Below are 25,989 nucleotides of genomic sequence, written 5' to 3'. Positions count from 1 at the left end.
GACGGGGCGGGCGCGCAATTCCAGACACTTAATTCTCTTGCTCGATCCCGCGCTTGAGCGCGGCGCGGGCGGCTTCGCGATGTTCCGGCGTGATGTGGCTCGCGACCATCCGGATCGCGGTGGCGAGCACAGCGGCATCGTCGGTAAAGCCGAGCACCGGCAACATGTCCGGAATGAAATCGAACGGCAGGATGAAATAGGCGATGGCCCCTAACAACGCGGCCTGGACGTGGCGCGGCGTCTGCTTGTCGAACGCGCAATAATAGGCGCTCAGCAAATCCTCGGCAAAGGGCAGCTTTGCCACCACCCGCTTCAACTTGATCCAGAAGCGCCGACGCACGCTTTCGCGGTCCTTCGCCAGCTCGTCGGCCGGCTCAAAACCCACGGTATGTTCCGACATCATCGCCCTGGAGCTCCCATCAGGCTTGCGCGGCTGATCGCCGCGGCGGACCCACGTTGATCGTCGACGCCGATCCCCAACTTAAGCTGGGGATGTCGGCTCCGACCTTCAAGATTTGATGGCAGGAACCGGGTTCAGGCGACCCCGAGCTGCGCCGCGATCGCATTCATGGCCTTTGCAAGGTCGACGTCCAGCGCGGTGACGCCGCCGGCGTCATGGGTCGCCAGGACCACCTCCACCGTCTTGTAAACGTTACGCCATTCCGGGTGATGGTCGTTCTTTTCGGCCACCAATGCGGTGCGGCACATGAATCCGAACGCCTCGTTGAAATCCCTGAACACGAAGGTTCGTGCAATGGCCTCGCGGCCGGCCACCTCGGTCCATCCCGTCAAGCCCTTGAGGGCCGATTTCCGCGCCTCCGCCGACAGCCGCTCCGCCATGATAGCCTCCCGTTTGACCCGCAACCTACCCTAACACCGAACCATACCTGCTGGATCCACACTTCCAGCGCCGCAAACCGGTCAAAATCGTCCCTTTTCGAGCCGGCCGGTAACCATGACGCCGATGTAACTGCGCGCGGCTTCGAAATTTGCTACAATTATCCCTCAAACCGCAGCGGCGGATGAAATTGGACCTCAAACGATTGTTTGCCAGATCGATGACCAGCGGTCTTGACCTCGCCGAGCCGCCGAAAGAGTCGTCGCCGCGATCGCCGAAGCGCAGCATGATGTTGATCGTGCTGGCCGGGCTGCTTGCCATCGTCGGCACGCTGGCGGGCGGCTATTATTTTGAGATGCGGCCGGTGACATTGCGGATCGCGGTCGGTCCCGCCAACAGCGACGACCTCAGGGTCGTTCAGGCGCTGACCCAGGCCTTTGCCCAGACCCACAGCCATATCCGCTTGCGGCCGATTCAGACCGACGGTGCGGCCGCGAGCGCCCAGACCATTGCCGACGGCAAGGCCGATCTCGCCATCATCCGCGGCGACCTCAACGTGCCGAAGAATGCGCAAGCGGTGGCGACGCTTCGCAAGAACGTCGCCGTGCTTTGGGTGCCTCCGGCCGTGAAGGGCAAGAAGGCCGGGCCGAAGATCACCAAGATTGCACAGCTCTCCGGACGCCGCGTCGGCGTCATCGGCCGCACCCAGGCCAATGTCGACCTGCTCAAGGTGATCCTGCTGCAATATGGCGTGGATCCGGGCAAGGTCGAGATCGTGCAGTTTCCCACCAACGAGGCCGCGGACGCCATCCGCAGCCAGAAGGCGGATGCCTATCTCGCCGCGGGTCCGGTCAACAGCAAGATTACCGCCGAGGCGGTCGCCGCCTCGACACGCGATGGGCGCGCGCCAACCTTCCTCGCAATCGATTCGGCGGAGGCGATTGCGCAAAATCACCCGATCTACGAGGCCTCCGAGATTCCCGCCGGCGCCTTTGGTGGCGCACCTGACCGGCCGGAAGAAGAGGTGAAGACGATCAGCTTCTCGCACCACATTGTCGCCCGCAAGGATCTCTCGGAACCCACGGTTGCCGCCTTCACGCGGCAATTGTTCGCCATTCGGCAGACGGTGATGGCGGAATTCCCGCTGGCGGCGAAAATCGAAACCCCGGATACCGACAAGGATGCCGCGATCCCGGTTCATCCGGGCGCCGCGGCCTTTGTCGATGGCGAGGAGAAGTCCTTCCTCGATCGCTACAGCGATTACATCTGGTGGGGATTGATGGCGCTGTCCGCGATGGGCTCCGCCGGCGCCTGGTTCGCGGGCTATCTGAAGAAGGACGAGCGCCACAACAACTCGTCGCTTCGCGAGCGGCTGCTGGAGATGATCGCGGCCGCGCGCCGCAGCGATTCCGCCGAAGAGCTCGACACGATGCAGGCGGAGGCGGACAGCATATTACGCGATACGCTGCTTTGCTTCGAAGACGGCGCCATCGAGGAAGGGGCATTGACCGCCTTCAATATCGCGCTCGAGCAGTTCCACCACGCGGTGGCCGACCGCAAGGCGTTGCTGGCGAACATGCCGCAGAATCTGCAACGGGCGAGCGCGCAGTTCCGGGCGACCGGAACTTTGTAAGCCGTCATCGCGGCTGGTCTCTCCGCAATCGAGCCGTCACATTTGCCCCCTAAATGTTTCCGCACGACCTCTCGCATTCCGACGACCGATCCGAAAGGCCCTGCATGACCATCGAAATTCCTCGCCGGATTTCGTCCTGGCCCTCTCTTAGGCCTTCCCTTGGCGCTTCCGTTGGGCTTTCCCGCCGGCGCTTTCTTGCCACCGGCGCGGGCGCACTCGGCACCATGGCGATGCCCTATCTCAGCCGCGCCGCCGACCGGCCGATCGTGACCCATGGCGTGCAATCCGGCGATGTCGGCGCCGATGGCGGCGTGGTGTGGGCGCGCGCCGACCGGCCCGCGCAGATGCTGGTCGAGGTCGCCACCACCGAATCCTTCAATCATGCGAGGGTTTTGCCGCCGATCGCGGCGCTGCCCGAGAGCGACTTCACCGCGAAAATGCTGCTGGAAAACCTCCCGGCCGGACAGGATATTTTTTACCGCGTCAGATTCCGCGATCTGTCGCATCCGGACATTTCCGGCGAGCCGGTGACCGGCCGTTTTCGCACGGCGCCGGCCGACCGGCGCAACGTCAGTTTCGTCTGGGGCGGCGATGTCGCCGGACAGGGCTGGGGGATCAATCCCGACGATGGCGGCATGGCCACCTTCTCCACCATGCGCAAACACGCCCCGGATTTCCTGCTGCATTCCGGCGACACCATCTATGCCGACGGCATCATTTCATCCGAGGTAAAATTACCCGACGGCAAGCTGTGGAAAAACCTCACGATCCCGGAGAAGGCCAAAGTCGCCGAGACGCTCGACGAGTTCCGCGCGGCGCATAAATACAATTTCCTTGACGACAATGTGCGCGCCTTCAACGCCGAGGTACCGATCTTCGTGCAGTGGGACGACCACGAAGTCACCAACAACTGGTCGGCATCGAAAGAGCTTCCCGCCGCCTACAAGGTGCGCGACATCAGCCTGCTTGCCGCGCGCGCGGCCCGCGCATTCCACGAGATGTACCCGATGCGCGAGAGCATTGTGGAGCCGGGCCGGGTCTATCGCACCCTCGGCTACGGGCCGCATCTCGACGTCTTCATGCTGGACGAGCGCAGCTACCGCGGCCCCAATGGCGCGAATCTGCAAACCAGTTACGGTCCCGACAGTTACTTCCTCGGGCCCGATCAGTTGTCATGGCTGAAGCGCGGGCTGTTGAACTCGCGCGCCACCTGGAAGGTGATCGCCTCCGACATGCCGCTCAGCCTGATCGTCTATGACGACGCGGCAAACAGGAAGGGTTCGGAAGCCTTCGCACAAGGCGATGGTCCGCCGCGCGGCCGCGAACTGGAGATCGCCGAGCTCCTGCGCTTCATCAAGACCGCAGGCGTCACCAATACCGTGTGGCTGACGGCGGACGTGCACTACACCGCCGCGCATTATTATAACCCCAACAGGGCGCAATTCGGGGAATTCGAGCCGTTCTGGGAATTCGTCTCCGGGCCATTGCATGCCGGCACGTTTGGCCCCGGCGAGCTCGACAACACGTTTGGTCCGGAAGTGAAGTTCTTCAAGGCGCCGGGTCCGGACATGCAGAACCTGCCGCCTTCCGCCGGCATGCAGTTCTTCGGCCACGTCGGAATCGACGGCGCGACCGGGCAAATGACCGTGACCCTGCGCGATCGCGCCGACGTGGCGCTGTGGTCGACGACGCTCGAGCCGAAACAAGGCTAGCATTCCCTGCGAATTGTGCGAATCCGAAGCCGATGCGCAAGACCGGTCAGCGCCTGGCGCGATCAAGCGACCAGCCTTTCAGCAAGGTTGCCAATGCGTCGGACAGACAAGGCTTGGGCAGTCTCGGCTTTTGCGCGAAGGCTGCGGGAAGCCTGACATCGGCGCCATATCCGGTGACGAAGGCGAACGGAATTTCCAACGCGTCCAGCCGCTCGGCGACCGCAAAACTTTTCTCCCGGACGAGCCCGATATCGAGCAGCGCAAAATCCGGGGCGCGATCGGCGATCATCTCAAGCGCGCGGGTGACGTTTCCCGCGGTCCGGACCATTTTCACTCCGAAACCAAGAATCCTGTCTTCGAAGTCGAGCGCAATGATCGGGTCGTCCTCGACGATCAGGACATCGTCGGGCACACGATCGGCGGAAGCGTTCATCATCTCGCTAGCAAAAGTTCCAGAATTAAACATTGCACAAACTCGGATTGGCCCCGCCGCCCGCGCATAACAAACCCCGGCGGCCGGTTCCCCCGATGAAACCATCACATCCCTACGCCGTTTGTCTGTGCACTTGTGCACGCAACAGTCGGATGTGAGCGGTTATCGTGAAAAGCGCGAAGCCAGGGAACACGGAATGATTTTGCAGACAAAGGCCACCAACGGCCTCGATCGGCCCGACAATAATCTGTTGCGACGACTCAACGCTGGCGATTTTGCGCTGATTGCCCCGCATCTCGTTCCCGATGAGGCTGAGGCCAGCGAGCTGCTTTATAATCCCGGCGACGACGTCGATACCGTCCACTTTCCCTGCGGACCCAGCCTTGCCTCTTATTTGGTGGCCAACGAGGACGGCCGCGACGTCGAGACCATTCTCGTCGGCCGCGAGGGCGCCGTCGGCGGAATCGTCAGCCTGGGTTATCTGCCGGCCTTTACACGCATCACCGTCAAATTCGGCGGGCCGTTCGGACGCCTGCCGGTCGGAAAGCTGGATGCGGCAAAAACAACCTCCGTCTCGCTGCGCAACGTGTTCGCGCGCTATGCCGACTGCCTGCTGGCGCAGATGTTTCAGTCGACCGCCTGCAATGCGATCCATTCGATCGAGCAGCGCACGGCGAAATGGATCATCGCGGCGATGGAGCGGACCAATGGCGACAACATCGTGCCGCTGACCCACGAGCAGCTGGCGACCCTGCTGGGGGTCGGACGCAGCTATGTCAGCCGTGTAATCCAGACCTTCAAGGCGGAGGGGGTTTTGGAGACACGTCGCGGCTCGATCCTGGTCCGAAACCCCGAGGCGCTGCAGAGGCGAGCCTGCCTCTGTAACGAAACTGTCAAAAACCACTTCGAGGAGGTACTGCGCGGGGTATACCCGACCGAGGGAACGGGCAAATAGACCATGATCCGGACCCGAAGCGCCGCATTGGCGCGGTGGAAACGGTTTGCATCAGCAGCGTAGGAGATGGTGCGGGAATGCGGGTTTTTTGCTCTGGCATTTCCGCTGATTTGAGCCAAAAAGCGCCCGGTACTGGCCCGGGTGTCGGCGAGAAGTCTTCAAAGAAGCCATTGTTTTTTAGCGATTTCTGACTATATTGCAACGCAACGAGTAGGGTGATGCCCGGTCCTTTTGGCCGGGCTTCCTTTTTGGGCGTTTCAGCGCCCTTCAAACTCCAAGGTTTTTCGAGCGTGATCCGGAAAAGTGGGTCCCGGTTTTCCGGTGAGATCGCGCCTCCCACCAATGTCTGATGCAGAAGAAACACCATGAAGCTTCGCAACGTCGCCATCATCGCCCACGTCGACCACGGCAAGACCACCCTGGTTGATCGCCTGCTGCAGCAATCCGGCGTCTACCGCGACAACCAGCGCCAGGTTGAGCGCGCGATGGATTCCAACGACCTGGAGCGCGAGCGCGGCATCACCATTCTGGCCAAAGCGGCTTCGGTACAGTGGAAGGACATCCGCATCAACATCGTCGATACGCCGGGCCACGCCGATTTCGGCGGCGAGGTCGAGCGCATTCTCAACATGGTGGACGGCGCCCTGGTGCTGGTCGACGCTGCCGAGGGTCCGCTGCCGCAAACCAAATTCGTGGTGTCGAAGGCGCTGCGGATGGGCCTCAAGCCCATCGTCGTCATCAACAAGGTCGACCGCTCCGACGCGCGCCCCATCGAAGTCATCAACGAAGTGTTCGATCTGTTCGCCGCGTTGGACGCCACCGAGGAACAGCTCGATTTCCCGATCCTGTACGGGTCGGCCAAGCAGGGCTGGATGGCGACGACGCTCGAGGGTTCGCACGACGACGGCATGCAGCCGCTGTTCGATCTGATCCTCAGCCACGTCAAGCCTCCGGTGGTGGAGGAAGGCCCGTTCCGCCTGCTCGGCACCATTCTCGAAGCCAATCCCTATCTCGGCCGCATCATCACCGGACGCGTTACTTCGGGGTCGGTCAAGCCGAACCAGAGCGTCAAGGTGCTCGACCATGATGGCAAGCTGATCGAGACCGGCCGTATTACCAAGGTGCTGGCTTTCCGCGGCATTGAACGCGTTCCCGTCGAAGAGGCAGAAGCCGGAGACATCGTCGCGCTCGCCGGCCTGCCGAACGCCACCGTCGCCCACACCATCTGCGATCCCTCCGTGGAATTGCCGATCCAGGCGCAGCCTATCGATCCGCCAACCCTGGCGATGACGTTTCGCGTCAACGATTCCCCGCTGGCTGGCACCGAAGGCACCAAGGTCACTGGCCGCATGATCCGCGACCGATTGCTGCGTGAAGCCGAAGGCAACGTTGCGCTGGGGGTTCGCGAATCCGATGACAATGACGCGATGGAAGTCGCCGGACGCGGCGAGTTGCAGCTTGGCATCCTGATCGAGACCATGCGCCGCGAAGGTTTCGAGCTCAGCGTGTCGCGTCCGCGCGTCGTGTTGAAGAAAGACGAAGCCACCGGCGAGTGGCAGGAGCCGATCGAGGAAGTCGTGATCGACGTCGACGAGGAGCATTCCGGCGTCGTCGTGCAGAAGATGAGCGAACGCAAGGCCGAGTTGGTCGAGATGCGTCCCTCGGGCGGTCACCGGCAACGGCTGGTGTTCTACGCGCCGACCCGCGGCCTGATCGGCTATCAGGGCGAATTGCTGACCGACACCCGCGGCACCGCGGTCATGAACCGGCTGTTCCACGGCTATGCGCCCTACAAGGGCGATATCCAGGGCCGCCGCAACGGCGTCCTGATCTCCAACGACCAGGGCGAGGCGGTGGCCTACGCGATGTTCAAGCTGGAGGACCGCGGCCCGATGATGATCGAGCCCGGCTGCAAGGTTTACAAGGGCATGATCGTCGGCGAGCACACCCGCGACAACGATCTCGAGATCAACGTCCTCAAGGGCAAGCAGCTCACCAACATCCGCACCACCTCGAAGGACGAGGCGGTGCGCCTGACGCCGCCGATCCAGATGCCGCTGGAAAAGGCGCTGGCCTATATCGAGGACGACGAACTGGTCGAGGTGACCCCGAAGTCGATCCGGCTGCGCAAGAAGTTTCTCGACGCCAACGAGCGCAAGCGCGCGGAAAAGACCAAGCAAGCGGTGGCGTAAGCTTTCTTCACCTCTCCCCGTTCTTTACGGGGAGGTCGCGAGCATCTTGCGAGCGGGTGAGGGGCGAGGCACTCTGATCGCCTCACCTTCTGCCTCACCCCGACCCTCTCCCCGTACAGAACGGGAAGGGGGAGAAATGCGCAATTCATGTCCCTCCCCTCCGAAGTCGATGTCGCCATTGTCGGCGCGGGCGCCGCAGGCCTTGGCGCGGCGCGCGCGCTGGAGACTTCCGGCCTCTCGCTGATTGTGCTGGAGGCGCGCGACCGCGTCGGTGGCCGCGGCCACACCATCATGGCGGCGCCCGACATCACCTTCGACGTCGGCTGCGGCTGGCTGCATTCGGCCGACCAGAACTCGTTCGTCCGGGTCGCCGAGCAACTGAATTTCGAAATCGACAAGACCCGCCCGCCATGGCGCGAGCAGGGTTTTGACGCGGTGTTTCCGGCGAGCGAACGCTTCGACTTCATCGACGCGCTCGACGCGTTCTACGACCGCGCCGAGCAAGCCGCCAAAGAAGTCGCCACGACCGGCCGCGACCGGCCGGCGAATACCTGTCTCGAGCCGGGCAATCGCTGGAATCCGATGATCGATGCGATCTCGACCTATGTGAATGGCGCCGAGCTCGACCGGGTTTCCATCCTCGATATGGACGCCTATCAAGACAGCGAGATCAACTGGCGCATCCGGCGCGGCTACGGCGCGCTGATGGCGGCCTATGGCGCACCCTGCCCGCTCGCGCTCAACACACAAGTCACCCTGATCGATCATTCCGGACAGCGCGTGCGGATCGAAACCTCGAACGGCGCGCTTTCCGCCGCCAGGGTGATCGTCACCGTGCCGACCAACCTGATCGCCGACGAGGCGATCCGGTTTCACCCGGTACTCCCGGCAAAGGTCGACGCGGCGCGCGGCCTGCCGCTCGGGCTCGCCAACAAGGTGATGCTGGCGCTGGATCAGCCGGAGGCCTTGCCCAAGGACGGCAATCTGCGCGGCGCCACCATGCGCGCCGCGATGGGCGGCTATCATCTGCGCCCGTTCGGGCAGGCCTGCATCGAAGGCTTTTTCGGCGGGCGTTTTGCGCGCGAACTGGAGAACGCCGGCGACGGCGCGCTGGCGGCGCAGGCGATCGACGAAATCGTGGCGCTGCTCGGTTCGGATTACCGCCGACGACTAAAACCGCTCGCCGAATCGCGCTGGGCGCACGATCCGTTCGCGCGCGGCTCCTATTCGCACGCCCTGCCCGGACACGCCGGCAAGCGCGCCGTGCTCGCCGCGCCCGTCGACAACCGCCTGTTCTTTGCGGGCGAGGCAACCTCGCCGAACTTTTTCTCCACCGCGCATGGCGCACGGGATTCCGGGGAGCGGGCGGCGCGGGAAGTGATGGGGCTGGCCAGGAGTTAGGCGCCGCTACACCGGTCCGTCAACCAGATTCACCGCGGCGCGCAACTCGCCGATTTGTGGGGAGCCGCGTCCCATCGGGCCGGTAATTTTCCAGTAGGACGTATGGGTGAAGAGGGCAGGTCCGCCCGAAGGCAGCGTCGAGACCTTTACGTCCTCGATGTAAGGGCCGAAGATTTTGAGCGGCCCACCGATCGCATCGCCCCAGAACATCTGGTTCATCTCGAAATACAGATTGGTCCAGCGCGTCAGGCCGAACAGCGCCGCGTGATGAAATTCCTTTTTGCCCGTGTTGGGATTTCGGAAGGCGAGCAATCCGCCGTCATCATCCGCGTGGGGAGGACAGGTTGGAAGCTCCCTTTGCGCCACCCGTCTGTTGAAATCCTCGACGAGCTTGTCTTCGGTAGCATGATAAAAAAGCTTATCTTCGGTGGGATAATCGCAGATCAGATAGTGGGCATGCGTCAATGGACTACCGAGCGTGACAAAGTCAGTGACCAGCCAGCTCGGCAGCTTTCGATTTGAAGGGATCGGACTATTAATGGTTTGAGCGGCGATTTTTCTAATGATTTCGCGCCCTGCCGACCTGAAATCGCTCTTGTTCTTGATCTCGCCTGACGGCTTGTCCGGATCGTATCTGTCGATCTGCGAGAACTGCGGCTCCAGAAGAGCGCCATCGGGAAGCAAGCCGTTGATCCTGCTGAAATACGCGCGCAGCATGTCGTAAGCAACGACGGTGCCAAGGCTGTGTGCCACGATGATGATGCGGTCGTAGTTGCCCCATTTGTGAAGCGTATCAAGTGTATCGACCGCCTCTTTCCTGATTTTGCGTCTGACCAACACATTTCCGGGCGACGCGCGAAAATATCTCGCGGCATCGCCGAGATATGGCTGAAGGAATAGCGCATACAGGGAGAAGTAGATGACGATAATGGCGCATGCGATGACCGCACTGTAGCGCTCGTTCAAACTCCAGAGAATCCAGCCTTGCTGCCAGATATCGGAAAATGGCGTCCAATCAGGACCGAAAATATTCCCGTGATGGCTAAGCAGATCACCCAGTGGGTCGTCATGATTCCACCCAATCAGCCATCGCGCATTCAGATAAAGTAAGAAGAAGGCCGAGGAGAGAACGTAAGTGGCAATCATCGCGAGCGCTCCCCATGTACCCATTGCGATCGCAACGACGCAGAGGGAAACAAGAATTGGGAGGAACATTGTCGCCACCGTTCTGTAAACCGACGGATGAAGCAGATAAGCGATCTCTTTTGCAATCCAATACGAGTGGTCATCATTGATGCCGAAATAGAAGAAGGTCGCCGAGAGCAAGGCGAGTACGACGGCCCCGATCATGATCTTCCACGCGCCACGAATCGTCGAGAAAAAGAGAGCGTAGGAAGCAGCCATGAAAAGGACGAGGAAGGGCGCCAGCAACAAGGCCTCCGGTTCGTGATACGAATGATTCCAGAGCCTGATAGCCCCGAATTCAACCACGCCTGATAACGTGCGATTGTCGATGAGAGGCGGATTGCCAAGGAACAGTAAAATGACGTGCAATCCGAGGAGGACGACGGATTGCACCAGCAAGCACAGGAAGATGGTGGTTCCCCACCACAGGGCGCGAATCCCGGGCTTCAGTCGCGGTCCCTTCCTCACCAGCTCAAAAAGCCAGAGCAACACCGCGACCGCCCGCGTCTCGCTCATGAGATGGGCCCAGTAGAGTTCGTGAAAATCGACACTGCGGTGATCGGTCGTGTCGGACACACCACTTGTCGTCAGGACCGCCAGATCAATGTCGTCGTTCTTTCGCTCCGGGTGCAACCAGTAGCGCTTGTCGCCCTTGCCGGGCTTGCCGTCCTTGTCGAGCCAAACCGCATTGATGATGCCGCGCACTGTATCCAACGGCCGCTGGCTACCCATGCCGTGGACCACAAGCACCGCGGTGCGGCGCTTCAGTCCCGGACTCGTCTCGTCGACAGCGGCTTCCGCAATAGTTTCGGGCATGAAAATCCTCCGATTGCTGAAAGCCAAAATGTTACCTTGGATTGTAGCTTTGTCGATGGCTTGCTCCGCCGGCTGGTTCAGAGGAGGCGGCGCCAACCCACGCGGGTCTATTCAATGACCCTTTCTCGAACGCGGGTATCAGGCACAAAGCATTCCTCATACTTGCCGAAAATCCGGTAACGGTTGCGCGCGACCAGATTGTAGGCGGCGTCGCGCAACGGCTTTGGCACCGCGCGTAACGCCCGCGTCCATCCCCAACCCGGCAAAAGGCTCAGCACCGTCAGCGCCGCGTCGGATTTGAACCGGGCAATGCCACCATGGATCACGGCGTTGCTGTCGGGGTCCTGCGGATCGATGCCGAACGCCTGCGCCAGGCGCGTGCCGTAAGGTGACTGGATCGCGGTGAAGCGAAAGCGCGCGGCCGTGTCTCGCGCCGCGATGAAGCGGATCCAGCGCGAGCAGAACACGCAGACGCCGTCGTAGAGAATCACGTCGTCGTCAGGCCAACCGCTCATCTGCTATCCAGCGTTAGCAGCGCAACCAGCATCAGCACGATCGCCGGCCCGGTCTTGACCAGCGCGCCGAGCGGCTCGATCCACAGATCCGGCGTCAGAATCGCTGCCCCCAGCATGTAGCCGAATGACGCCGCTATCCCCGCGATCAATCCCGCGGCCGAGGTGCGGCGGAAAGCAATCAAGGCGCCGATGGTCATATCCATCAGACTGGTGAGGACCGTAACTGGCGCGATCAGCGCCGGCGGGAAGGCATGCAAACGCAGGATGTCGGCGGCGGCGGTGTAGGAGACAAACAACGCGATGCAGCCCGATACGGTCCAGAACACCACAAGGCTTGCGATCACTAGGGCCTTGATCAGGTACAGCCGGGCGAACCATTTGTCCTGGATGGTCGCTGAGCGCAGCCCAACGATCCTGCCCAGGTCGGTCGGCACGATGCCGGTTGTCGCCATCCATGGCGACGGGTCGCCGCACACGCCACGCCGCAATTCGGCGATCGCAGTGCTGCGAATGGGCGGCATCCAGCCGAGCCAGCTTGCCAAATCGCCAAGCGCAGCGCCGAGATCGAGCATGAACGTGGGGAGCGCAATGCGCGGGTACTCGCCGGTGCCGAGCGAACGGCGAAACAGCTTGATCACGCCGCCGAGCGTGATCGGTTCCGGCTGCATCAGATCCCAGACCACGGCATTGGCGCTGTTGTCCCCGATATCGCGGCAGGCAAGCCAGGCAATCGTCGCGGAAATGTCTTCGACCGCCAGCGGCTGGAAAGGCGCTGCCGATTCGCGTGCGGGAAGATCAAACGGCAACGACGCCAGCGCCCGCACCATGGCGCTGCCGCCATAGGCCGATGGCGCGATGACGAATCCGGGCCGCAGGATCGCGAAAGCGAGGCCGGATGCCGCGATCAGCCGTTCGGCGTCGCGTTTGGTCGCGCTGAAGGCCGTATGGTCGGCGGTGATGTCGCCCGGGATCGAGATCTGAACCAGCCGGATCGCGCGGCCGCAATCCCTGATCGCCTGAAGCAACCGCGCGACGAAATCGCGGTGCACGGCGGCGACGCTGCTGCCGGGCCCATCCTGCAATAGCCCCACACAATTGACGACGACGTCAATACCGTGGTCGCCGAGCAGCCGCGCCAGCGTGGACGAATCCAGCGACAGCAGCGGCATCTCCAGATCGAACGCGCCCACCTTCTGCGAGGACGAGAATCGCCGCGCCATTCCGATCACCTGGAAACCGCGCGCCCGCAGATCGTCGGTAACGTACCTCCCGATCAGGCCGGAGGCGCCGAGCACGAGAATTGTTCTGGTTTCGCCCATCTCCGCGCCCGTCCCTAGAACACCGGCTTGGCTATCATCAGCCACAGGATGATCATCACCGATCCGAAGCCGGGAATTCCGAATATGAACCAGCGGCGAAACAGGGTGAAGTAGCGCGCCGGCAAAGGTTCATTCTGTAGCACAGCCACGCGCGCCAGATTGCGCATTTCAATCTGCATGAAAACCACCGGAACCCAGAACAGGCCGGCCACCGCATAGAGCGCGAGCGAAGTTGCCAGCCAGCGCTCGGCAAAAGTGGTCGCGGACAGCGTCATCAATATCCCGCCGCTGACGGGTTGCAGCACCCCTGCGTTGAGCGTGAACAGCATGTCGGCGACCACGACCGTGGCGGCGGTGCGGGCGATGAACGCCGGGTCGCGGCTGCGGTGGGCCATCAGCATGAAGAAGGCGATGCCAGTGCCGGTGCCGAGAATGACGATCGCGCCGAGCACATGGAGGTACTTGATGATGAAATAAAGCGTCATCGCTTGCTGGCCCCGCCCAGCCTGGGCGCCTTCAGCGCGCGATCCATCTCGGGGCTCGCGATTTTGACGCCGGCCTCGGTCTCCGGCAGCCAGTGACCTTCGCTTCCCGAAGCCGCCAGCACGTGAAAGTCTGCTTTTCCGCCACCGCCGCGGAACGCATCGGCCAGTTTCCGCGACAGATCGGGCGAGAAATAGCTGTCATTGGCCGCGACCAGCCAGGTCACCGGCACCCGCGCGCCGTGGCCGAATTCGGCGGCCGAGGAGATCAGCGTGTGCGGTGCGCAGACCTGATTGGGAAAGTCGTTGGCGTGACCGCCGCGGCCGGCGGCGAATACCACGATGCCCGAAACAACAGCTGGATCAGCCCCGGCGAGCGCCAGCGCACCCCATCCCCCCGCCGAGTGCCCGAGCACGATGGCGCCATCCGGCCGGATGAAGGATTGTCCGCGCAGATAGTTCAACGCCGCCGATATTTCCTCGGCGGTAGCGCTTCCCGAATGGGAATAGTCGGCCTCGTCGCAGCCGCGCTGATCCTCGAGATATTTCCCCCCCGTCGCGCCATGGCCGGGACGCTCCGGCACCAGCACCGCAAACCCCCGCGCCACCAGCCATGCCGCCAGCGCGCGGTATTCAGGCTGCGGCATTTGAGCGCGACGCAGCACGTTCTGGACCGAGGCGTGCGCAATCACCGCCAGGCGAAACGGTCCGTCGCCGGGCGGACGAAACAAGACGGCGTGCGCCGCGGTGTCCGGATCGGGTGACGGCACCAGCCATTGCTGCTCGCGGTTTGGTTCGGCTTCCGCAGCTTGCGGACCGAGCCGCCCTTGCGCGGCCGCGGCCTGCGTCCAGACCGCACCCAGCACGAACAGAGCCAAAAGCGCCTTGAAGGACTGCATGAATTTACCCGACGCAAGGGGAGCGGAGGATTTCCGGATCGGCGAACAGAGTACCCACGGCGAATCAAATCCCGAGCATTTTTTGGTGAACGCGATCTCGGCCGATGTCTCCGCCGGGCTTGGCACCACCGGCCAAATCCCGCCAACCGCCGGCCAAATGCTCCTTAAGGCACCAGTCTGTCCAGTTTCGGTACAGCCGGGGAAGAAAACTGATGCAAAAAATCCACAGCTTAACTGATAATTAATGATGGACCTTGAAGCGGACGCGCCGACTTGCTTTGATTGGGCCATGAGCACAACCCTGATCGAGGTTCGACCGGCCAAGGCTGCGGACGCAGCTGCGGTAGCGTCCACGCATGACGAAGCTTGGCGTTCGGCCTATCAGGGCATCATCCCTGGCGCCGAGCTGGAGAAGCTGATCAACCGCCGCGGCCCGCAATGGTGGGACAGCGCGATCCGCAAGGGCAGCCGGGTCAGCGTGCTGGTATTCGGCGACAAGGTTGCGGGCTACGCCAATTACGGCCGCAACCGCGCCCGCAGCCTGCATTTCGAAGGCGAGATCTACGAGCTTTATCTGCGGCCCGAGTTTCAGGGGCTCGGCTTCGGCCGCCGGCTGTTCACCGCGGCGAGGCGTGACCTGTTGCAGAGCGGCCTCAAAAGCATGGTGATCTGGGCGCTGTCCGATAACGATCCGGCGACGGAATTTTACCGTGCGCTGGGCGGCCGGATGGTGGCGCGCTCCTCGGAGAAATTCGGACCCAAGTCGCTCGACAAGGTCGCCTTCGCCTGGACCAATTGAGCTTCGCCATTCAACGCGCGTTTTCGAGCGAAGATGCCGGCTCGCGCCAAGCTGAAGCGTCGAGGCAAGAAATTCGCGCCAGCGCCTCTATCCCCGACCTAACTCCAAAACCTTGCGGAGCCACCCATGCGCGTTGATGCCATTTCGATCGGGATCGATCCGCCGCGCGAGGTCAACGTCGTCGTCGAAGTGCCGGTCGGGGGCGAGCCGATCAAATACGAGTTGGACAAGGAAGCCGGCACGCTTGTCGTCGACCGGTTTCTTTATACCGCCATGCGCTATCCCGGCAATTACGGGTTCATTCCGCATACGCTCTCGAACGATGGCGATCCCTGCGACGTGCTGGTCGCCAATACCCGCGCGATCGTTCCCGGCGCGGTGATGAGCGTGCGGCCGGTCGGCGTGCTGCTGATGGAAGACGAGGCCGGCGGCGACGAGAAGATCATCGCGGTGCCGTCGTCGAAGCTGACCCAGCGCTACGACAAGGTGAGAACCTACAGCGACCTGCCCGACATTACGCTGCAGCAGATCCAGCATTTCTTCGAGCACTACAAGGATCTCGAACCCGGAAAATGGGTCAAGGTGCTGCGCTGGGGCGGCGCCGAGGACGCGCATCAGCTGATCGCCGAAGGCATCGCGCGGGCGAAAGGGAAGTAGTTTCGTCATTGCGAGCCAACGGGTCGCGCGAATGCGCGCCCGATGACAGGCTCCGCGAAGCAATCCATCCCTCCGACGAAAGAAAGAGTGGATTGCTTCGTCGCTCTGCTCCTCGCAATGACGGCCGATTGGCCTCACACCGCAGGCTTCGGCAATCCGTGAATCGCACATGCCGCGCGCAGGGTGTTGACCAGCAGACAGGCCACCGTCATCTGGCCGACGCCGCCGGGCACCGGCGTGATCGCGCCCGCGACCTGCGACACCTCGGCAAAGGCGACATCGCCGACCAGACGGGTTTTGCCGTCGCCATCGGGCAGCCGGTTGATGCCGACATCGATCACGGTGGCGCCCGGCTTGATCCAGTCGCCGCGCACCATCTCGGGTCGGCCTACGGCGGCATAAACCAGATCGGCGCGGGCGCATAATTGCTTGAGGTCGCGCGAGCGCGAATGCGCGATCGTCACGGTGGCGTTTTCGTTGAGCAGCAATTGCAGCAGCGGACGGCCGACCAGATTGGAGCGGCCGATCACGATCGCGTTCATGCCCTCGAGCGAAGCATGCACGCTTTTGGTCAGGATGATGCAGCCGAGCGGTGTACATGGCGACAGCGCGGCAAATCCGCCGGCGAGGCGCCCGGCGTTGTTCGGGTGCAGCCCGTCGACATCCTTGGCGGGATCGATGGCATTGATGACGGCTTCAGTGTCGAGCGATTTGGGCAGCGGCAGTTGCACCAAGATGCCATGCACCAGCGGATCGCGATTGAGCCGCGCGATCAGCACCAGCAAATCATCCTGCGCGATGTCGGCCGGCAGCACATGCTCGAACGACGCCATGCCGGCTTCCTGGGTCTGCTTGTGCTTGGAACGGACATAGACCTGGCTGGCGGGATCGCTGCCGACCAACACCACCGCGAGACCGGGCGTGAGCCCGTGCTCGCGCTGCACCCGCGTGACCTCTGCCGCGACACGGGCGCGAAGCTCGGCCGCGATGCGTTTTCCATCGATGATCCGCGCCGTCATTTTCAGACCTTTTCCATTGTTCAACCTTGCTTCGCCGCGGTCAGGCTTCGCAAGGCCTCGCCGAGCTTGGCAGGATCGCCATCGACGGCCACTTGCTTGAGGCGCGATGTCGTGCCGGACAGAATGCGCACGTTGGCCTTGGCGACGCCAAGCGCCTTGGCCAACAGCTCGGTCACCGCGCGATTGGCTTGGCCGCCGTCGGCGATGGCGCGGACGCGCACCTTGACCACGCTGCGGCCATCGGCGAGCGTTTCAACGCCGTCGATATCGTCGCGGCCGCCACGCGGCGTCACCCGCAACGCGACGCTGATGCCCTGGGTGGAATAGCGCCAAGGATCGGATCGAGGATCAGCCATAAGGCATCAGCCATCCCCGCGCGCGGTCAGAAGACGCTGGGGTAGATGTAGTAGGTGATCACCCGCTGGATGAACATGATGATCAGGATCAGGATGATCGGCGAGATGTCGAGCCCGCCCAGATTCGGCATGAAGGAGCGGATCGGCGCCAGCAGCGGCTCGGTGATCCGGTACAGGAATTCCGCCACCGCAGCCACAAACTGGTTGCGCGTGTTCACGACGTTGAAGGCGATCAGCCAGGACAGGATGGCGGACGCGATCAGCAGCCAGACATAGAGATCCAGAACGATGAGAACGATGTCGAGAACAGCACGCATGGTGGGCTTACTCGCAAGCTATAGGTCGCGGATTCGACTTCCCGCTAGATATCGGTTCCACCCTGCCCAAACAAGGGAAGTTCCCGGCAAAAGCCCCGAAAAACCGCGATTTCGCTGTTCTTGACTTGACCTTGGTGCGGATTGTAAATGGCGCCGCTTGCCGGCCGCCTTTCTTTCACGGGGCGGCTCGCGAAGGGGCCATAGCTCAGCTGGGAGAGCGCGTCGTTCGCAATGACGAGGTCGGCGGTTCGATCCCGCCTGGCTCCACCAGCCTTCGCAGGCTGCGCCTGCTTCGGCTCGGCAAGCCTATCGTAGCGAAGGCTGCCGCGTCGTCGCCCGAAGGGCGAAGACGGGCCTCGGCAAGCAAGCCACAGCGAAATCTATTTGCCCTCTCCCGCCCGCGATCCCCTCGCCCGCGCCAGGTAGTCCTGTGTTTCCGGCCGCTCGTTCAGCCATCCGCTCCAGCGCCGGAACACTTTGGCCATGCGATCGGGCTCGACGCCGAGCTGCACCATCGCCACGCCGCCATGGACGGACTCGCGGTACTCGGCGATCAGGCCATCGCGCAGGACGAACCGGCTGATGCCGTCGATCACGACGCGGCGGCCTTCGAACTGCGGGATCTTCGAGGTGAAGCTCGACAGCGACCACGCGTAACCTTGTTCGCCATCGCATACGGGATCGAACATCTCCCATCGATAGTCGGCGGCATCGCGATGGAACAGATCGGCCATCATATGCGCGATCTCGGCGCGGCCGCGATGGGCGCCGTAGATGTAGTCGTGATAGATGGCGTCCTCGGTGAAATGCCGGGCAAAGCGCGCGCCGTCGCCGGATTCCGCCGACCGCGTGAAGTCATCCAGCAGGGCTGCGAATTCGTCGCCGGTCATGTCGACCTCCCATGCGCTAACGCAAGACCTCAGGCCGACGCTATCATATTCGCAAGTTGCAAAGACCTTCGGAAACGTCGCGCAGCTGGCGCGCTATTCCGCGGCCTCCGACATGACCGAGGCCGGCATGCGGCTCAGCCAGCCATCGAGAAAGCGTTTCAGCCAGGCGCGCTCGGCCACGTCGTAGCGCGCGCGATCGGCGAAATGCTGATGGCAGGGCCGCGCGCCCGGCAATTCGAGCCGCGCGTGACCGCGCGTGGTCCAGCGATGCATCATCGCGTAGGTCACGTCGGGATGGAACTGGAAGCCGAAGCAGTGTTCCGATCGAAACGCCTGCACCGGGAAGTCGCCGCCTTCCGCCAGCAGCTCGGCGCCTGCGGGAAGCTCAAATCCTTCGCGGTGCCAGTGGTAGACATGCTCGGGCCAATGCGGGCAAATCTGGAGCCCGGCGGATGTCGGGCGGATCGGGTAATACCCGATCTCCGCGCGGCCCTGCGGATGCGGCGCGACGCGGGCGCCGAGTTGCATCGCGAGCATTTGCGCACCCAGGCAGATTCCGAGGAACGGCCGCTGCTCGGCAAGGGGCACGGCGATCCAGTCGATCTCCCGGCGAACGAAATCATCGGGATCGTTGGCACTCATCGGTCCGCCGAAAATCACGGCACCGGCATGGCCATCCAGTGTTTCGGGGAGAGGATCGCCAAACCGCGGCCGCCTGACGTCCAGCCGGTGTCCGAGCGCCCGCAACGCGTTGCCGACGCGGCCCGGGGTCGAGGTTTCCTGGTGCAGCACGATCAGGACCGGCAGCAGTGATTCGGCCGCGGCTAAAGGTCGGTCAACGGCTGGTAGGCCGGCGGCCGGGAAGTGCCGCACGTTACCGGCATCGCGTTTGACGGGCTGAAACGACATCGATCTTATCTTTTCGCGGCCATTAGGCCGGAATCATACCTAAGGGATTGTTAATTTCGGGTGAGTGCATATCCGTCGATAAGCAAACCGCGGGCCAAAACCGGCCTTTCGGATACCCCGGTCAGCGCTTTCGCAGCTGAAAGCGGGCGACGGCCCAAAGGATAAAGCCGCGCGGAAATAGCCGCAGCATAAACGGCACAACCTTGATGCCGAGGCCGGGCAGCACCGCCCGCTGATTGGCCATCAACCCCTGATAGGCTTGCCTGGCGACGGCGGCGGCGGAAACGTTGAGGATAGCGGAATCGAATCCGGGTTCGAATCCCGCCCGGATCTGAAATTCCGACGGTACCGGACCGGGACACAGCACGGTCACGCGCACGCCGCGGGGGCCCAGCTCGGCGCGCAGGGCTTCGGTGAACGACAGCACATAGGCCTTGGAGGCGTAATACACGGCCATTCCAGGCCCCGGCAGGAAGCCCGCGATGGATCCAACATTGAGGATGCCGCCGCGATTCCGGATCAGATGATCGGAAAACCGCAGCGACAGATCGGTCAGCACGGAGATGTTGACGGCGATGATGCCAAGCTGCTCCGCACGATCGAGTTCGATCGCGTTACCGAACAAGCCAAACCCGGCATTGTTGACGACAAATTCAACCTCCACCCCTGCCGCAGCCAGGGCGTCGGCAATCTTGTCCCCGGCACCGGGTTGCGCGAGATCGCAGGGAATCACGATCGGGGCAGTGCCGCCGGCGGCGGCGATTTCGGCCGCCAATGCCGTCAGGCGATCGGCGCGTCGCGCCACCAGAGCTAGGCGATGGCCGTTGGATGCAAAAACACGCGCCAGCTCGGTGCCTATTCCAGCCGAGGCACCGGTAATCAGCGTCACCCGCTCAGTCACGATTCAATGCTCGCAGATAATTTGCATGTTCCACAGCCAAGAGCATAGGCCTTAGGCGGGATGCAAGCCGCCTGCAAGCATTTCGGCACCTTCCGGCCGGCAAATGGGGGTAGAATTGAACAGCAGCTTGCGGGTCAAAAAGCCCCGCTGCAACGCCACATGGCCGGGCGCATTAAAGTTTCGTCATCTGGATGGCGCCAGCAGGGGATCGAGGCGATCTAGTTGCCGACCGCCGGCGCGGCCGTCTTGCCGGCGACATGGTGCTTGAGATCGATCCGGTCGCGGGAGGACACGCCAAGCAGGTCGGCGGCCCGCCAAACCACGTTATCCTCGAACTCGCTGACCTGGCCGTCGGCGTAGACCAGCTCCCACATCATTTCGACGATACGCAATCGGCCGGGCTCATCGACCGAGCGCATGATGACGCTGGTGAAGTGATAGAGATCAACCGCCTCGCCTTCGACCAGCATCGCCGACTTGATCAGTTGGTCCGCCATTCCCTGATCCAGCCCGAAGCGGCTTTCGATCAGGCTGTGAAGTTTGCGCTTTTCGGTTTCGGATGGCTCGCCGTCGAGCGAAACGACGTGAACCAGCAAAGCCGTCGCGGCCAGCCGATACCCGGTGTCGTCGAATGCCCGATGCTCGTGTGCGCCGGGAGAAACTACATCGGCGATGAATTGGCGCAGTCCGTCGAGCATCATTTCCTGCTGGGATCGAGTGAATCGCTGACCGCCGCATCGGCGGCATGCCCTGATATATGGGCCGGGATTTCGGGGCGCGCAATCCACCACGGTGGCGCGGCTGCATTACGATTTGTCAATCTAGTGGCGTGGATTTGGGGTGCTAATGTTGAAATCGGTCGACTACGGGATCTCGTAAACCATGATCTTGTCGGCGATACCCCGCAGCGCGGCCTCCTTCCGGATCGGCGTGATCGCCTCCTTGTCGAGGATGGCGGCCACCGCCGGCGCGTCGATGATCGGCCCGGTGACGTGTATCGCCTGCGAGGTCGCGAGGCCCTGGACCCGGGCTGCGATGTTGACGGTCTGGCCGAAATAATCCTGCCGCTCATTGAGCATGACCGCGAGGCACGGGCCCTCATGAATGCCGATCTTGACCACCAGATCGTCGGTGCCGCGCTGCCGGTTCAGCTCGTCCATGGCGGCACGCATCCGCAGGCCCGAGACAATCGCGTGTTCGGGCCTGACGAAGGTCGCCATCACGGCGTCGCCGATCGTCTTCACCACGGCGCCCTTCTCGGATGAAATGATCTCCAGCAGCGCGCGGAAGTGCGCGCGCACCAGATCGAAGGCGGCGAGATCGCCGACCCGTTCATACAGCGCGGTCGAACCCTTGAGGTCGGTGAACAGGAACGTCAGCGACGTGATCTTGAGGCGCTGGTCGATGTTGAGATTGTCGGCCTTGAACACGTCGCGGAAGGTCTGGTTGGTCAGCATCCGCTTGGCGGTGAGGAACGGCTTGCGCTTGCCGAGCAGGTCATGGAGCGCGTCGGCCGCGATAAAGACGGTCGGCAGCGTGCGCACGCCGGCCTGATTGTCGAGCGAAAGCCGCAACGGGCCCGGACGCAAGGTGATGGAGCCGGTTGGCGGATGGGCCTTGTTGTAGATCAGCGCGAGCTGCTGCCGTTCCCTGGTGGGTTCGCCCTGGACGTCGATGAAATGCGCCGAATGCGTCACCGGCTCGAAGGCGATGATGAACTGCGGCGGCAGTTGCAGCGACAGCACTGCCTTTTCGCCGGCGGGCAATTCCAGCCCATCGAGCGTCACCTCCTCGCTCAGCGAGGCGAAGGAATCCTTGTCGAGATCGATGCCCGAACTCCAGAAGATCTGCTTGTAATACTCCCACAGCGGCAGCGAATTGGGATCGTGCGCCGCGATGCGCCGGATCCTGGGACTGACGGTAAAGGCCACCTCGACCTGCTCGTCGACGGAAGGCGCGTAGCCGCAGGAGCATAATCCGCAATGGTAGTCGTCGGGACGCAGCGACTTCAGCGTGTCGTGTGCGTCAAGCACGCCGCTGCAGCCGGGGCACAGCACGTTCCAGGTCAGATCGAACAGGCCGAGCCGCGAGGCATGCAGAAAGCCGGAAATCACCCGCTCTTCGTCGAGCCCGGCACGCCGGGAAAAGTCCAGGACATTGATTCGATTGAGCTCGTGGTCTTCGCCATGGTCGAGCAGCGCGGCGATAGCGTCCGCGACCGCCGGATCGGCGGTCTGTTTCAGCACCGAAAACTGGGCCTGGGTTTCGCTCATGACCATCCGCCTAGATGGGATTGCAGGCGCCCCCGGACAATCCCGATCAACGCGGCGTGATCGAAAACATCGGCGAGCGATCGGGCTGCGTCGTGACAATGCCGATCGGCATCACCGGCGCCTTGTCGAGCAGCGTGACGCGGAACGCGCCGATGATCCTGGCGAGCGCCAGAGTGGCTTCCACCAGCGCGAAATGCGCGCCGATGCAGACCCGCGCGCCGACACCGAATGGCAGATAGGCAAAGCGGTCGGGCGGCGGCGCCGGCGCCAGGAACCGCTGCGGAATGAACGCGTTCGGATCGCGCCAGAGCTTTTCATGCCGGTGCAGCAGCCACGGCGCGATCAGGATCACGTCGTTCTTCCGGACCGGGAACCCTGCGACCGTATCGGGTCCCGCGGCCGCGCGTGCGATCAGAAACGCCGGCGGATAGAGCCGCATGGTTTCATCGACCACGGCGCGGGTGAATTTCAGCCGTTCGAAGTCGAGCACGCCGTCCGTCGTTGCCTGCTGCGCCTCGGCGGCCAATTGTTCCTGGCTGGCGGGGTCGAGCGCGAGCAAATACAGCGACCAGAACAGCGCGGTGGCGGTGGTCTCGTGACCGGCGAGAATCATGGTCGCGACCTGATCGCCGAGCTGCTCGTCGGTGAAGGCTTCGCCGGTCTCGGGATCGCGGGCGGCGCCCATCAGGTCGAACAGATCGCGCGCCGGCGCGCCCGCTTTCTTGCCGGCGGCGCGGCGCTCCGCCATCAGCATGCCGACGAAATGCGTCCATCGCTTGCGGAAACGCGCGCGGGAAAAATCCTGCGGGCTCGGCCAGCCAAGCGGCAGCACCATGTCGAGCAAATGCGGGTGCGCCAGCCGCGCCCCATATTCCATCACGAAGTCGCGCAACGCAGGACCATGACGGTCCATCCCGAACGAGAACATGGTGCGGCCGGCAATCTCGAGCGTCATCCGCTGCATCGTCTCGCGCAGATCGACCGGCGCGCCGCTAACCGCTCGCAGCTTCGCAATCGTTTCATCCGTCACCGCGATCATGTGCGGAACGAGCCCCTCCACCGCGCGCGGGGTGAAGGCCGGCGCCAGCGTCCGCCGCTGATGCTTCCAGGCGCGGCCCTCGGCGATCAGCAGGCCTTCGCCAAGCATCGGACGCAGCACCCGGATGCCGGCGGCCGTGCGCGTATAATTCTCGTAATTGTCGACCAGCACATGCCGGATCGCATCCGGCGTGTTGAGAATGAAGCTGGAGCGCCAGAAGAAGCGACCCGGGATGATGTCATCCTCGTAGGCGCGCTGGCCCCAGGTTGCGATCGCGTTCTCGCGCATCGCCGCCAACCGCCCCAGCGCGGTCATGGCTTCGGAGGCGCGCGGCGGATGAGGGGGGACCAGCGGCTGACGTGTGGCCGGGATGTCCCAGGCTTCGGCTATGCTCATCTAAGCCTCGCACTCGTAGCCCGGATGAGCGAAGCGATATCCGGGACGGATTTTCAAGGCACCCCGCGTGTCGCTACGCTCATGCGGGCTACTGATATGATCATATCAGTTCCAAAATCCGGGCGCCATCAAGGCGCGGCCGCGCCCGCTGACCGCCCGAACACGGGCCGGGATCGGCGCATCTGGGGCGCCGGGGTGATTTTCGCCATTCCGCCGGAGCGGGCGGCCGGGGTCGACCGCGGCCCAACCACTGGACAGCCGAGGACTTTCGCGGGCATCACTGCAAACGCCCTGGGGAATCACGCCGGCAGCGGCCGGCACCAACGGAACAGGCCATGACCCGACAGCCCAAACGCTCGATGTTCGCCGGCGATGGCGTCGCGGCTCCGCTGCAGCATGCCACGTTCCGGCGGATCTGGCTGGCGAGCCTGCTTTCCAATCTCGGCCTGTTGATCCAGGCGGTCGGCGCGGCCTGGGCCATGACCCAGATGACCTCGTCCGCCGACAAGGTCGCGCTGGTGCAAACCGCGCTGATGCTGCCGGTCATGCTGATCTCGATGCCGGCCGGCGCCATCGCCGACATGTACGACCGGCGGATCGTGGCGCTGATCTCACTGGCGATCGCGCTGTCGGGCGCAACCGCCCTGACCGTGCTGGCGTGGCTTGGCCTGGTCACGCCAGAGGCCCTGCTGGCGCTTTGTTTCGTGGTCGGCAGCGGCATGGCGCTGTTCGGCCCCGCCTGGCAGGCGTCGGTCACCGAGCAGGTGCCGCCGGAGACGCTGCCCTCCGCGGTCGCGCTGAACGGCATCAGCTACAATATCGCGCGCAGTTTTGGCCCGGCGATCGGCGGCATCGTCGTCGCCGCCGCCGGCGCGGTGGCGGCCTTTGCCGCCAACGCGGTGCTCTATCTTCCGCTGCTGATCGTGCTGTTTCTCTGGCGCCGCACCAGCCAGCCATCGCGGCTGCCGCGCGAGCGTCTCAACCGCGCCATCGTGTCGGGCGTGCGTTACATCGCCAATTCACCCGCGATCAAGATCGTGCTGACGCGCACGCTGGTGACCGGCCTGATCGGCGGCTCGGTGTCGGCGCTGATGCCGCTGGTCGCGCGCGATCTGCTGCATGGCGGCGCGCAAACCTACGGCATCATGCTCGGCGCGTTCGGCATGGGCGCGGTGATCGGCGCGCTCAACATCACCGAGGTGCGCAAGCGCATGAGCGGCGAAGCCGCGATCCGCGCCTGCGCGCTGTCGATGGGCGGCGCCATCGCGGCGGTCGCGCTCAGCCGCGAGCCGGTGCTGACGGCGGCGGCGCTGGTGATCGCGGGCGCGGTATGGATGCTGGCGGTGGCCTTGTTCAACATCGGCGTGCAGCTCTCGGCGCCGCGCTGGGTGGCGGGCCGCTCGCTGGCGGCGTTTCAGGCCTCGATCGCCGGCGGCATCGCGATCGGAAGCTGGGGCTGGGGACGTCTGACCGACGCGGTCGGCGTCGAGGCAGCCCTACTGGTTTCCGCCGCGCTGATGCTGGCCTCGCCGCTGCTCGGCCTGTGGCTGCGGATGCCGCGGATCGGCGCGCGCAACGAGGATGCCGAAGTGCTCGCCGATCCCGAGGTGCAGCTGTCGCTGACCGCGCGCAGCGGACCGCTGGTGGTCGAGATCGAATATCGCGTCGCGCAGGACAACGCCCGCGCCTTCCATAACGTGATGCAGGAGGTGCAGCTCAGCCGCCAGCGCAACGGTGCCTATGGCTGGTCGATCGCGCGCGACATCGCCGACCCCGAATTGTGGACCGAACGCTATCATTGCCCGACCTGGCTCGATTATCTGCGCCAGCGCAACCGCTCCACGCAATCCGAACGCGCGCTGCATCAGCGCGCCATCGGTTTTCATCTCGGGCCCGATCCGGTGCGGGTCCGCCGCATGCTGGAGCGGCCGTTTGGATCGGTGCGCTGGAAGGAAGATACCCCCGACCGCGCCGTCAGCGAGGTGCTGCCGGTGACCTCCTCCGCGGCGGGCGGCAGCACGTAAATTCGAGGAGCAGTCGTTCCGGGGCGACC

General features: G+C 63.5%; 26 protein-coding genes and 1 tRNA gene. 10 read left to right on the top strand and 17 right to left on the bottom strand.

The genetic code is table 11. The features are described from left to right. Positions 1-28 precede the first annotated feature (28 nt). Positions 29-403 (bottom strand): YkvA family protein, encoded by a 375-nt coding sequence (locus E8A46_RS07675; RefSeq protein ID WP_291559188.1) that lies wholly within the window; start codon positions 401-403, stop codon positions 29-31. A gap of 131 nt (positions 404-534) precedes the next feature. Further along, a complete protein-coding gene (locus E8A46_RS07670) occupies positions 535-840 on the bottom strand; it encodes a 4a-hydroxytetrahydrobiopterin dehydratase (protein ID WP_291559187.1) in 306 nt (101 codons plus the stop codon). Positions 841-1,127: 287 nt separating this feature from the next. Here E8A46_RS07670 and E8A46_RS07665 point away from each other — a divergent pair, with 287 nt between their 5' ends. Both E8A46_RS07665 and E8A46_RS07660 read left to right on the top strand, forming a co-directional pair. After that, positions 1,128-2,471, top strand: coding sequence for a TAXI family TRAP transporter solute-binding subunit (locus E8A46_RS07665; protein ID WP_291559300.1), 1,344 nt, complete (start codon positions 1,128-1,130; stop codon positions 2,469-2,471). Positions 2,472-2,695: 224 nt separating this feature from the next. Further along, positions 2,696-4,183, top strand: coding sequence for an alkaline phosphatase D family protein (locus tag E8A46_RS07660; protein ID WP_291559298.1), 1,488 nt, complete (start codon positions 2,696-2,698; stop codon positions 4,181-4,183). A 46-nt stretch (positions 4,184-4,229) separates the two neighbouring features. On the opposite strand, the gene E8A46_RS07655 is transcribed toward E8A46_RS07660, so the two are convergent. Further along, the gene (locus E8A46_RS07655) at positions 4,230-4,616 is read right to left on the bottom strand and encodes a response regulator (RefSeq protein WP_291559297.1); all 387 of its coding nucleotides are present in this window, start codon (positions 4,614-4,616) and stop codon (positions 4,230-4,232) included. Between the two features lie 196 nt (positions 4,617-4,812). Here E8A46_RS07655 and E8A46_RS07650 point away from each other — a divergent pair, with 196 nt between their 5' ends. The 3 genes from E8A46_RS07650 to E8A46_RS07640 all read left to right on the top strand — a co-directional run bounded on the left by E8A46_RS07650 (position 4,813) and on the right by E8A46_RS07640 (position 9,164). After that, positions 4,813-5,571, top strand: a complete 759-nt coding sequence (locus tag E8A46_RS07650; RefSeq protein ID WP_291559186.1) for a helix-turn-helix domain-containing protein — start codon at positions 4,813-4,815, stop codon at positions 5,569-5,571. Between the two features lie 365 nt (positions 5,572-5,936). Then, the gene (gene typA, locus E8A46_RS07645; protein ID WP_291559185.1) at positions 5,937-7,763 is read left to right on the top strand and encodes a translational GTPase TypA; all 1,827 of its coding nucleotides are present in this window, start codon (positions 5,937-5,939) and stop codon (positions 7,761-7,763) included. A gap of 147 nt (positions 7,764-7,910) precedes the next feature. Continuing rightward, positions 7,911-9,164, top strand: coding sequence for an NAD(P)/FAD-dependent oxidoreductase (locus E8A46_RS07640; protein WP_291559184.1), 1,254 nt, complete (start codon positions 7,911-7,913; stop codon positions 9,162-9,164). Between the two features lie 6 nt (positions 9,165-9,170). Here the strand turns inward: E8A46_RS07640 and E8A46_RS07635 are convergent, their stop codons facing one another. From E8A46_RS07635 to E8A46_RS07615, 5 genes are all read right to left on the bottom strand, one after another. Continuing rightward, positions 9,171-11,165 carry a hypothetical protein gene (locus E8A46_RS07635; protein WP_291559183.1) on the bottom strand — a complete coding sequence of 665 codons (1,995 nt, stop codon included), beginning with the start codon at positions 11,163-11,165 and terminating at the stop codon, positions 9,171-9,173. Positions 11,166-11,272: 107 nt separating this feature from the next. Beyond that, entirely contained in the window at positions 11,273-11,680 is a 408-nt protein-coding gene (locus tag E8A46_RS07630) for a DCC1-like thiol-disulfide oxidoreductase family protein (protein WP_291559182.1), read from the bottom strand. Beyond that, entirely contained in the window at positions 11,677-12,999 is a 1,323-nt protein-coding gene (locus tag E8A46_RS07625) for an SDR family oxidoreductase (RefSeq protein ID WP_291559181.1), read from the bottom strand. Before E8A46_RS07625 ends, E8A46_RS07630 begins: the two co-directional genes overlap by 4 nt. Before the next feature lie 14 nt (positions 13,000-13,013). Then, complete coding sequence (locus E8A46_RS07620; protein WP_291559180.1) at positions 13,014-13,484, bottom strand: DUF2269 domain-containing protein; 471 nt, start codon at positions 13,482-13,484, stop codon at positions 13,014-13,016. Then, complete coding sequence (locus E8A46_RS07615; protein ID WP_291559179.1) at positions 13,481-14,380, bottom strand: alpha/beta fold hydrolase; 900 nt, start codon at positions 14,378-14,380, stop codon at positions 13,481-13,483. The genes E8A46_RS07620 and E8A46_RS07615 overlap by 4 nt, the downstream gene beginning before the upstream one ends. Between E8A46_RS07615 and E8A46_RS07610 the strand changes: the two genes are divergently transcribed. The 3 genes from E8A46_RS07610 to ppa all read left to right on the top strand — a co-directional run bounded on the left by E8A46_RS07610 (position 14,379) and on the right by ppa (position 15,836). Further along, entirely contained in the window at positions 14,379-14,618 is a 240-nt protein-coding gene (locus E8A46_RS07610; RefSeq protein ID WP_291559178.1) for a hypothetical protein, read from the top strand. The two genes, E8A46_RS07615 and E8A46_RS07610, sit on opposite strands and share 2 nt — an antisense overlap. 51 nt (positions 14,619-14,669) lie before the next feature. Beyond that, entirely contained in the window at positions 14,670-15,179 is a 510-nt protein-coding gene (locus E8A46_RS07605) for a GNAT family N-acetyltransferase (RefSeq protein ID WP_291559177.1), read from the top strand. A 126-nt stretch (positions 15,180-15,305) separates the two neighbouring features. After that, positions 15,306-15,836, top strand: a complete 531-nt coding sequence (ppa, locus tag E8A46_RS07600) for an inorganic diphosphatase (RefSeq protein WP_291559176.1) — start codon at positions 15,306-15,308, stop codon at positions 15,834-15,836. A 134-nt stretch (positions 15,837-15,970) separates the two neighbouring features. On the opposite strand, the gene folD is transcribed toward ppa, so the two are convergent. The 3 genes from folD to E8A46_RS07585 are packed head-to-tail and all read right to left on the bottom strand — an operon-like array spanning position 15,971 to position 17,528. Then, positions 15,971-16,855, bottom strand: coding sequence for a bifunctional methylenetetrahydrofolate dehydrogenase/methenyltetrahydrofolate cyclohydrolase FolD (gene folD / locus E8A46_RS07595; protein WP_291559175.1), 885 nt, complete (start codon positions 16,853-16,855; stop codon positions 15,971-15,973). Positions 16,856-16,875: 20 nt separating this feature from the next. Beyond that, positions 16,876-17,211 (bottom strand): DUF167 domain-containing protein, encoded by a 336-nt coding sequence (locus E8A46_RS07590; RefSeq protein ID WP_291559174.1) that lies wholly within the window; start codon positions 17,209-17,211, stop codon positions 16,876-16,878. Positions 17,212-17,237: 26 nt separating this feature from the next. After that, positions 17,238-17,528 (bottom strand): YggT family protein, encoded by a 291-nt coding sequence (locus E8A46_RS07585; RefSeq protein WP_291559173.1) that lies wholly within the window; start codon positions 17,526-17,528, stop codon positions 17,238-17,240. Positions 17,529-17,722: 194 nt separating this feature from the next. Between E8A46_RS07585 and E8A46_RS07580 the strand changes: the two genes are divergently transcribed. Continuing rightward, positions 17,723-17,798 (top strand) — tRNA-Ala (locus E8A46_RS07580). Between the two features lie 110 nt (positions 17,799-17,908). Here the strand turns inward: E8A46_RS07580 and E8A46_RS07575 are convergent. From E8A46_RS07575 to E8A46_RS07550, 6 genes are all read right to left on the bottom strand, one after another. Continuing rightward, a complete protein-coding gene (locus tag E8A46_RS07575) occupies positions 17,909-18,418 on the bottom strand; it encodes a nuclear transport factor 2 family protein (RefSeq protein ID WP_291559172.1) in 510 nt (169 codons plus the stop codon). A 93-nt stretch (positions 18,419-18,511) separates the two neighbouring features. Continuing rightward, positions 18,512-19,327, bottom strand: coding sequence for a glutamine amidotransferase (locus E8A46_RS07570; RefSeq protein ID WP_291559171.1), 816 nt, complete (start codon positions 19,325-19,327; stop codon positions 18,512-18,514). A gap of 121 nt (positions 19,328-19,448) precedes the next feature. Next, positions 19,449-20,228, bottom strand: a complete 780-nt coding sequence (locus tag E8A46_RS07565) for an SDR family oxidoreductase (RefSeq protein WP_291559170.1) — start codon at positions 20,226-20,228, stop codon at positions 19,449-19,451. A 218-nt stretch (positions 20,229-20,446) separates the two neighbouring features. Beyond that, the gene (locus tag E8A46_RS07560; RefSeq protein WP_291559169.1) at positions 20,447-20,926 is read right to left on the bottom strand and encodes a TerB family tellurite resistance protein; all 480 of its coding nucleotides are present in this window, start codon (positions 20,924-20,926) and stop codon (positions 20,447-20,449) included. 165 nt (positions 20,927-21,091) lie between these two features. Next, the gene (locus E8A46_RS07555; protein ID WP_291559168.1) at positions 21,092-22,501 is read right to left on the bottom strand and encodes an adenylate/guanylate cyclase domain-containing protein; all 1,410 of its coding nucleotides are present in this window, start codon (positions 22,499-22,501) and stop codon (positions 21,092-21,094) included. 46 nt (positions 22,502-22,547) lie between these two features. Further along, complete coding sequence (locus tag E8A46_RS07550; RefSeq protein ID WP_291559167.1) at positions 22,548-23,936, bottom strand: cytochrome P450; 1,389 nt, start codon at positions 23,934-23,936, stop codon at positions 22,548-22,550. A gap of 335 nt (positions 23,937-24,271) precedes the next feature. Here E8A46_RS07550 and E8A46_RS07545 point away from each other — a divergent pair, with 335 nt between their 5' ends. Next, complete coding sequence (locus E8A46_RS07545; protein WP_291559166.1) at positions 24,272-25,960, top strand: MFS transporter; 1,689 nt, start codon at positions 24,272-24,274, stop codon at positions 25,958-25,960. Positions 25,961-25,989 lie beyond the last annotated feature (29 nt).

The organism is Bradyrhizobium sp. (assembly GCF_004799445.1).
Classification (GTDB): Bacteria; Pseudomonadota; Alphaproteobacteria; order Rhizobiales; family Xanthobacteraceae; genus Bradyrhizobium.
Note: the sequence above shows the minus strand (reverse complement) of the source record. Positions and strands in the feature narration are given on the sequence as shown.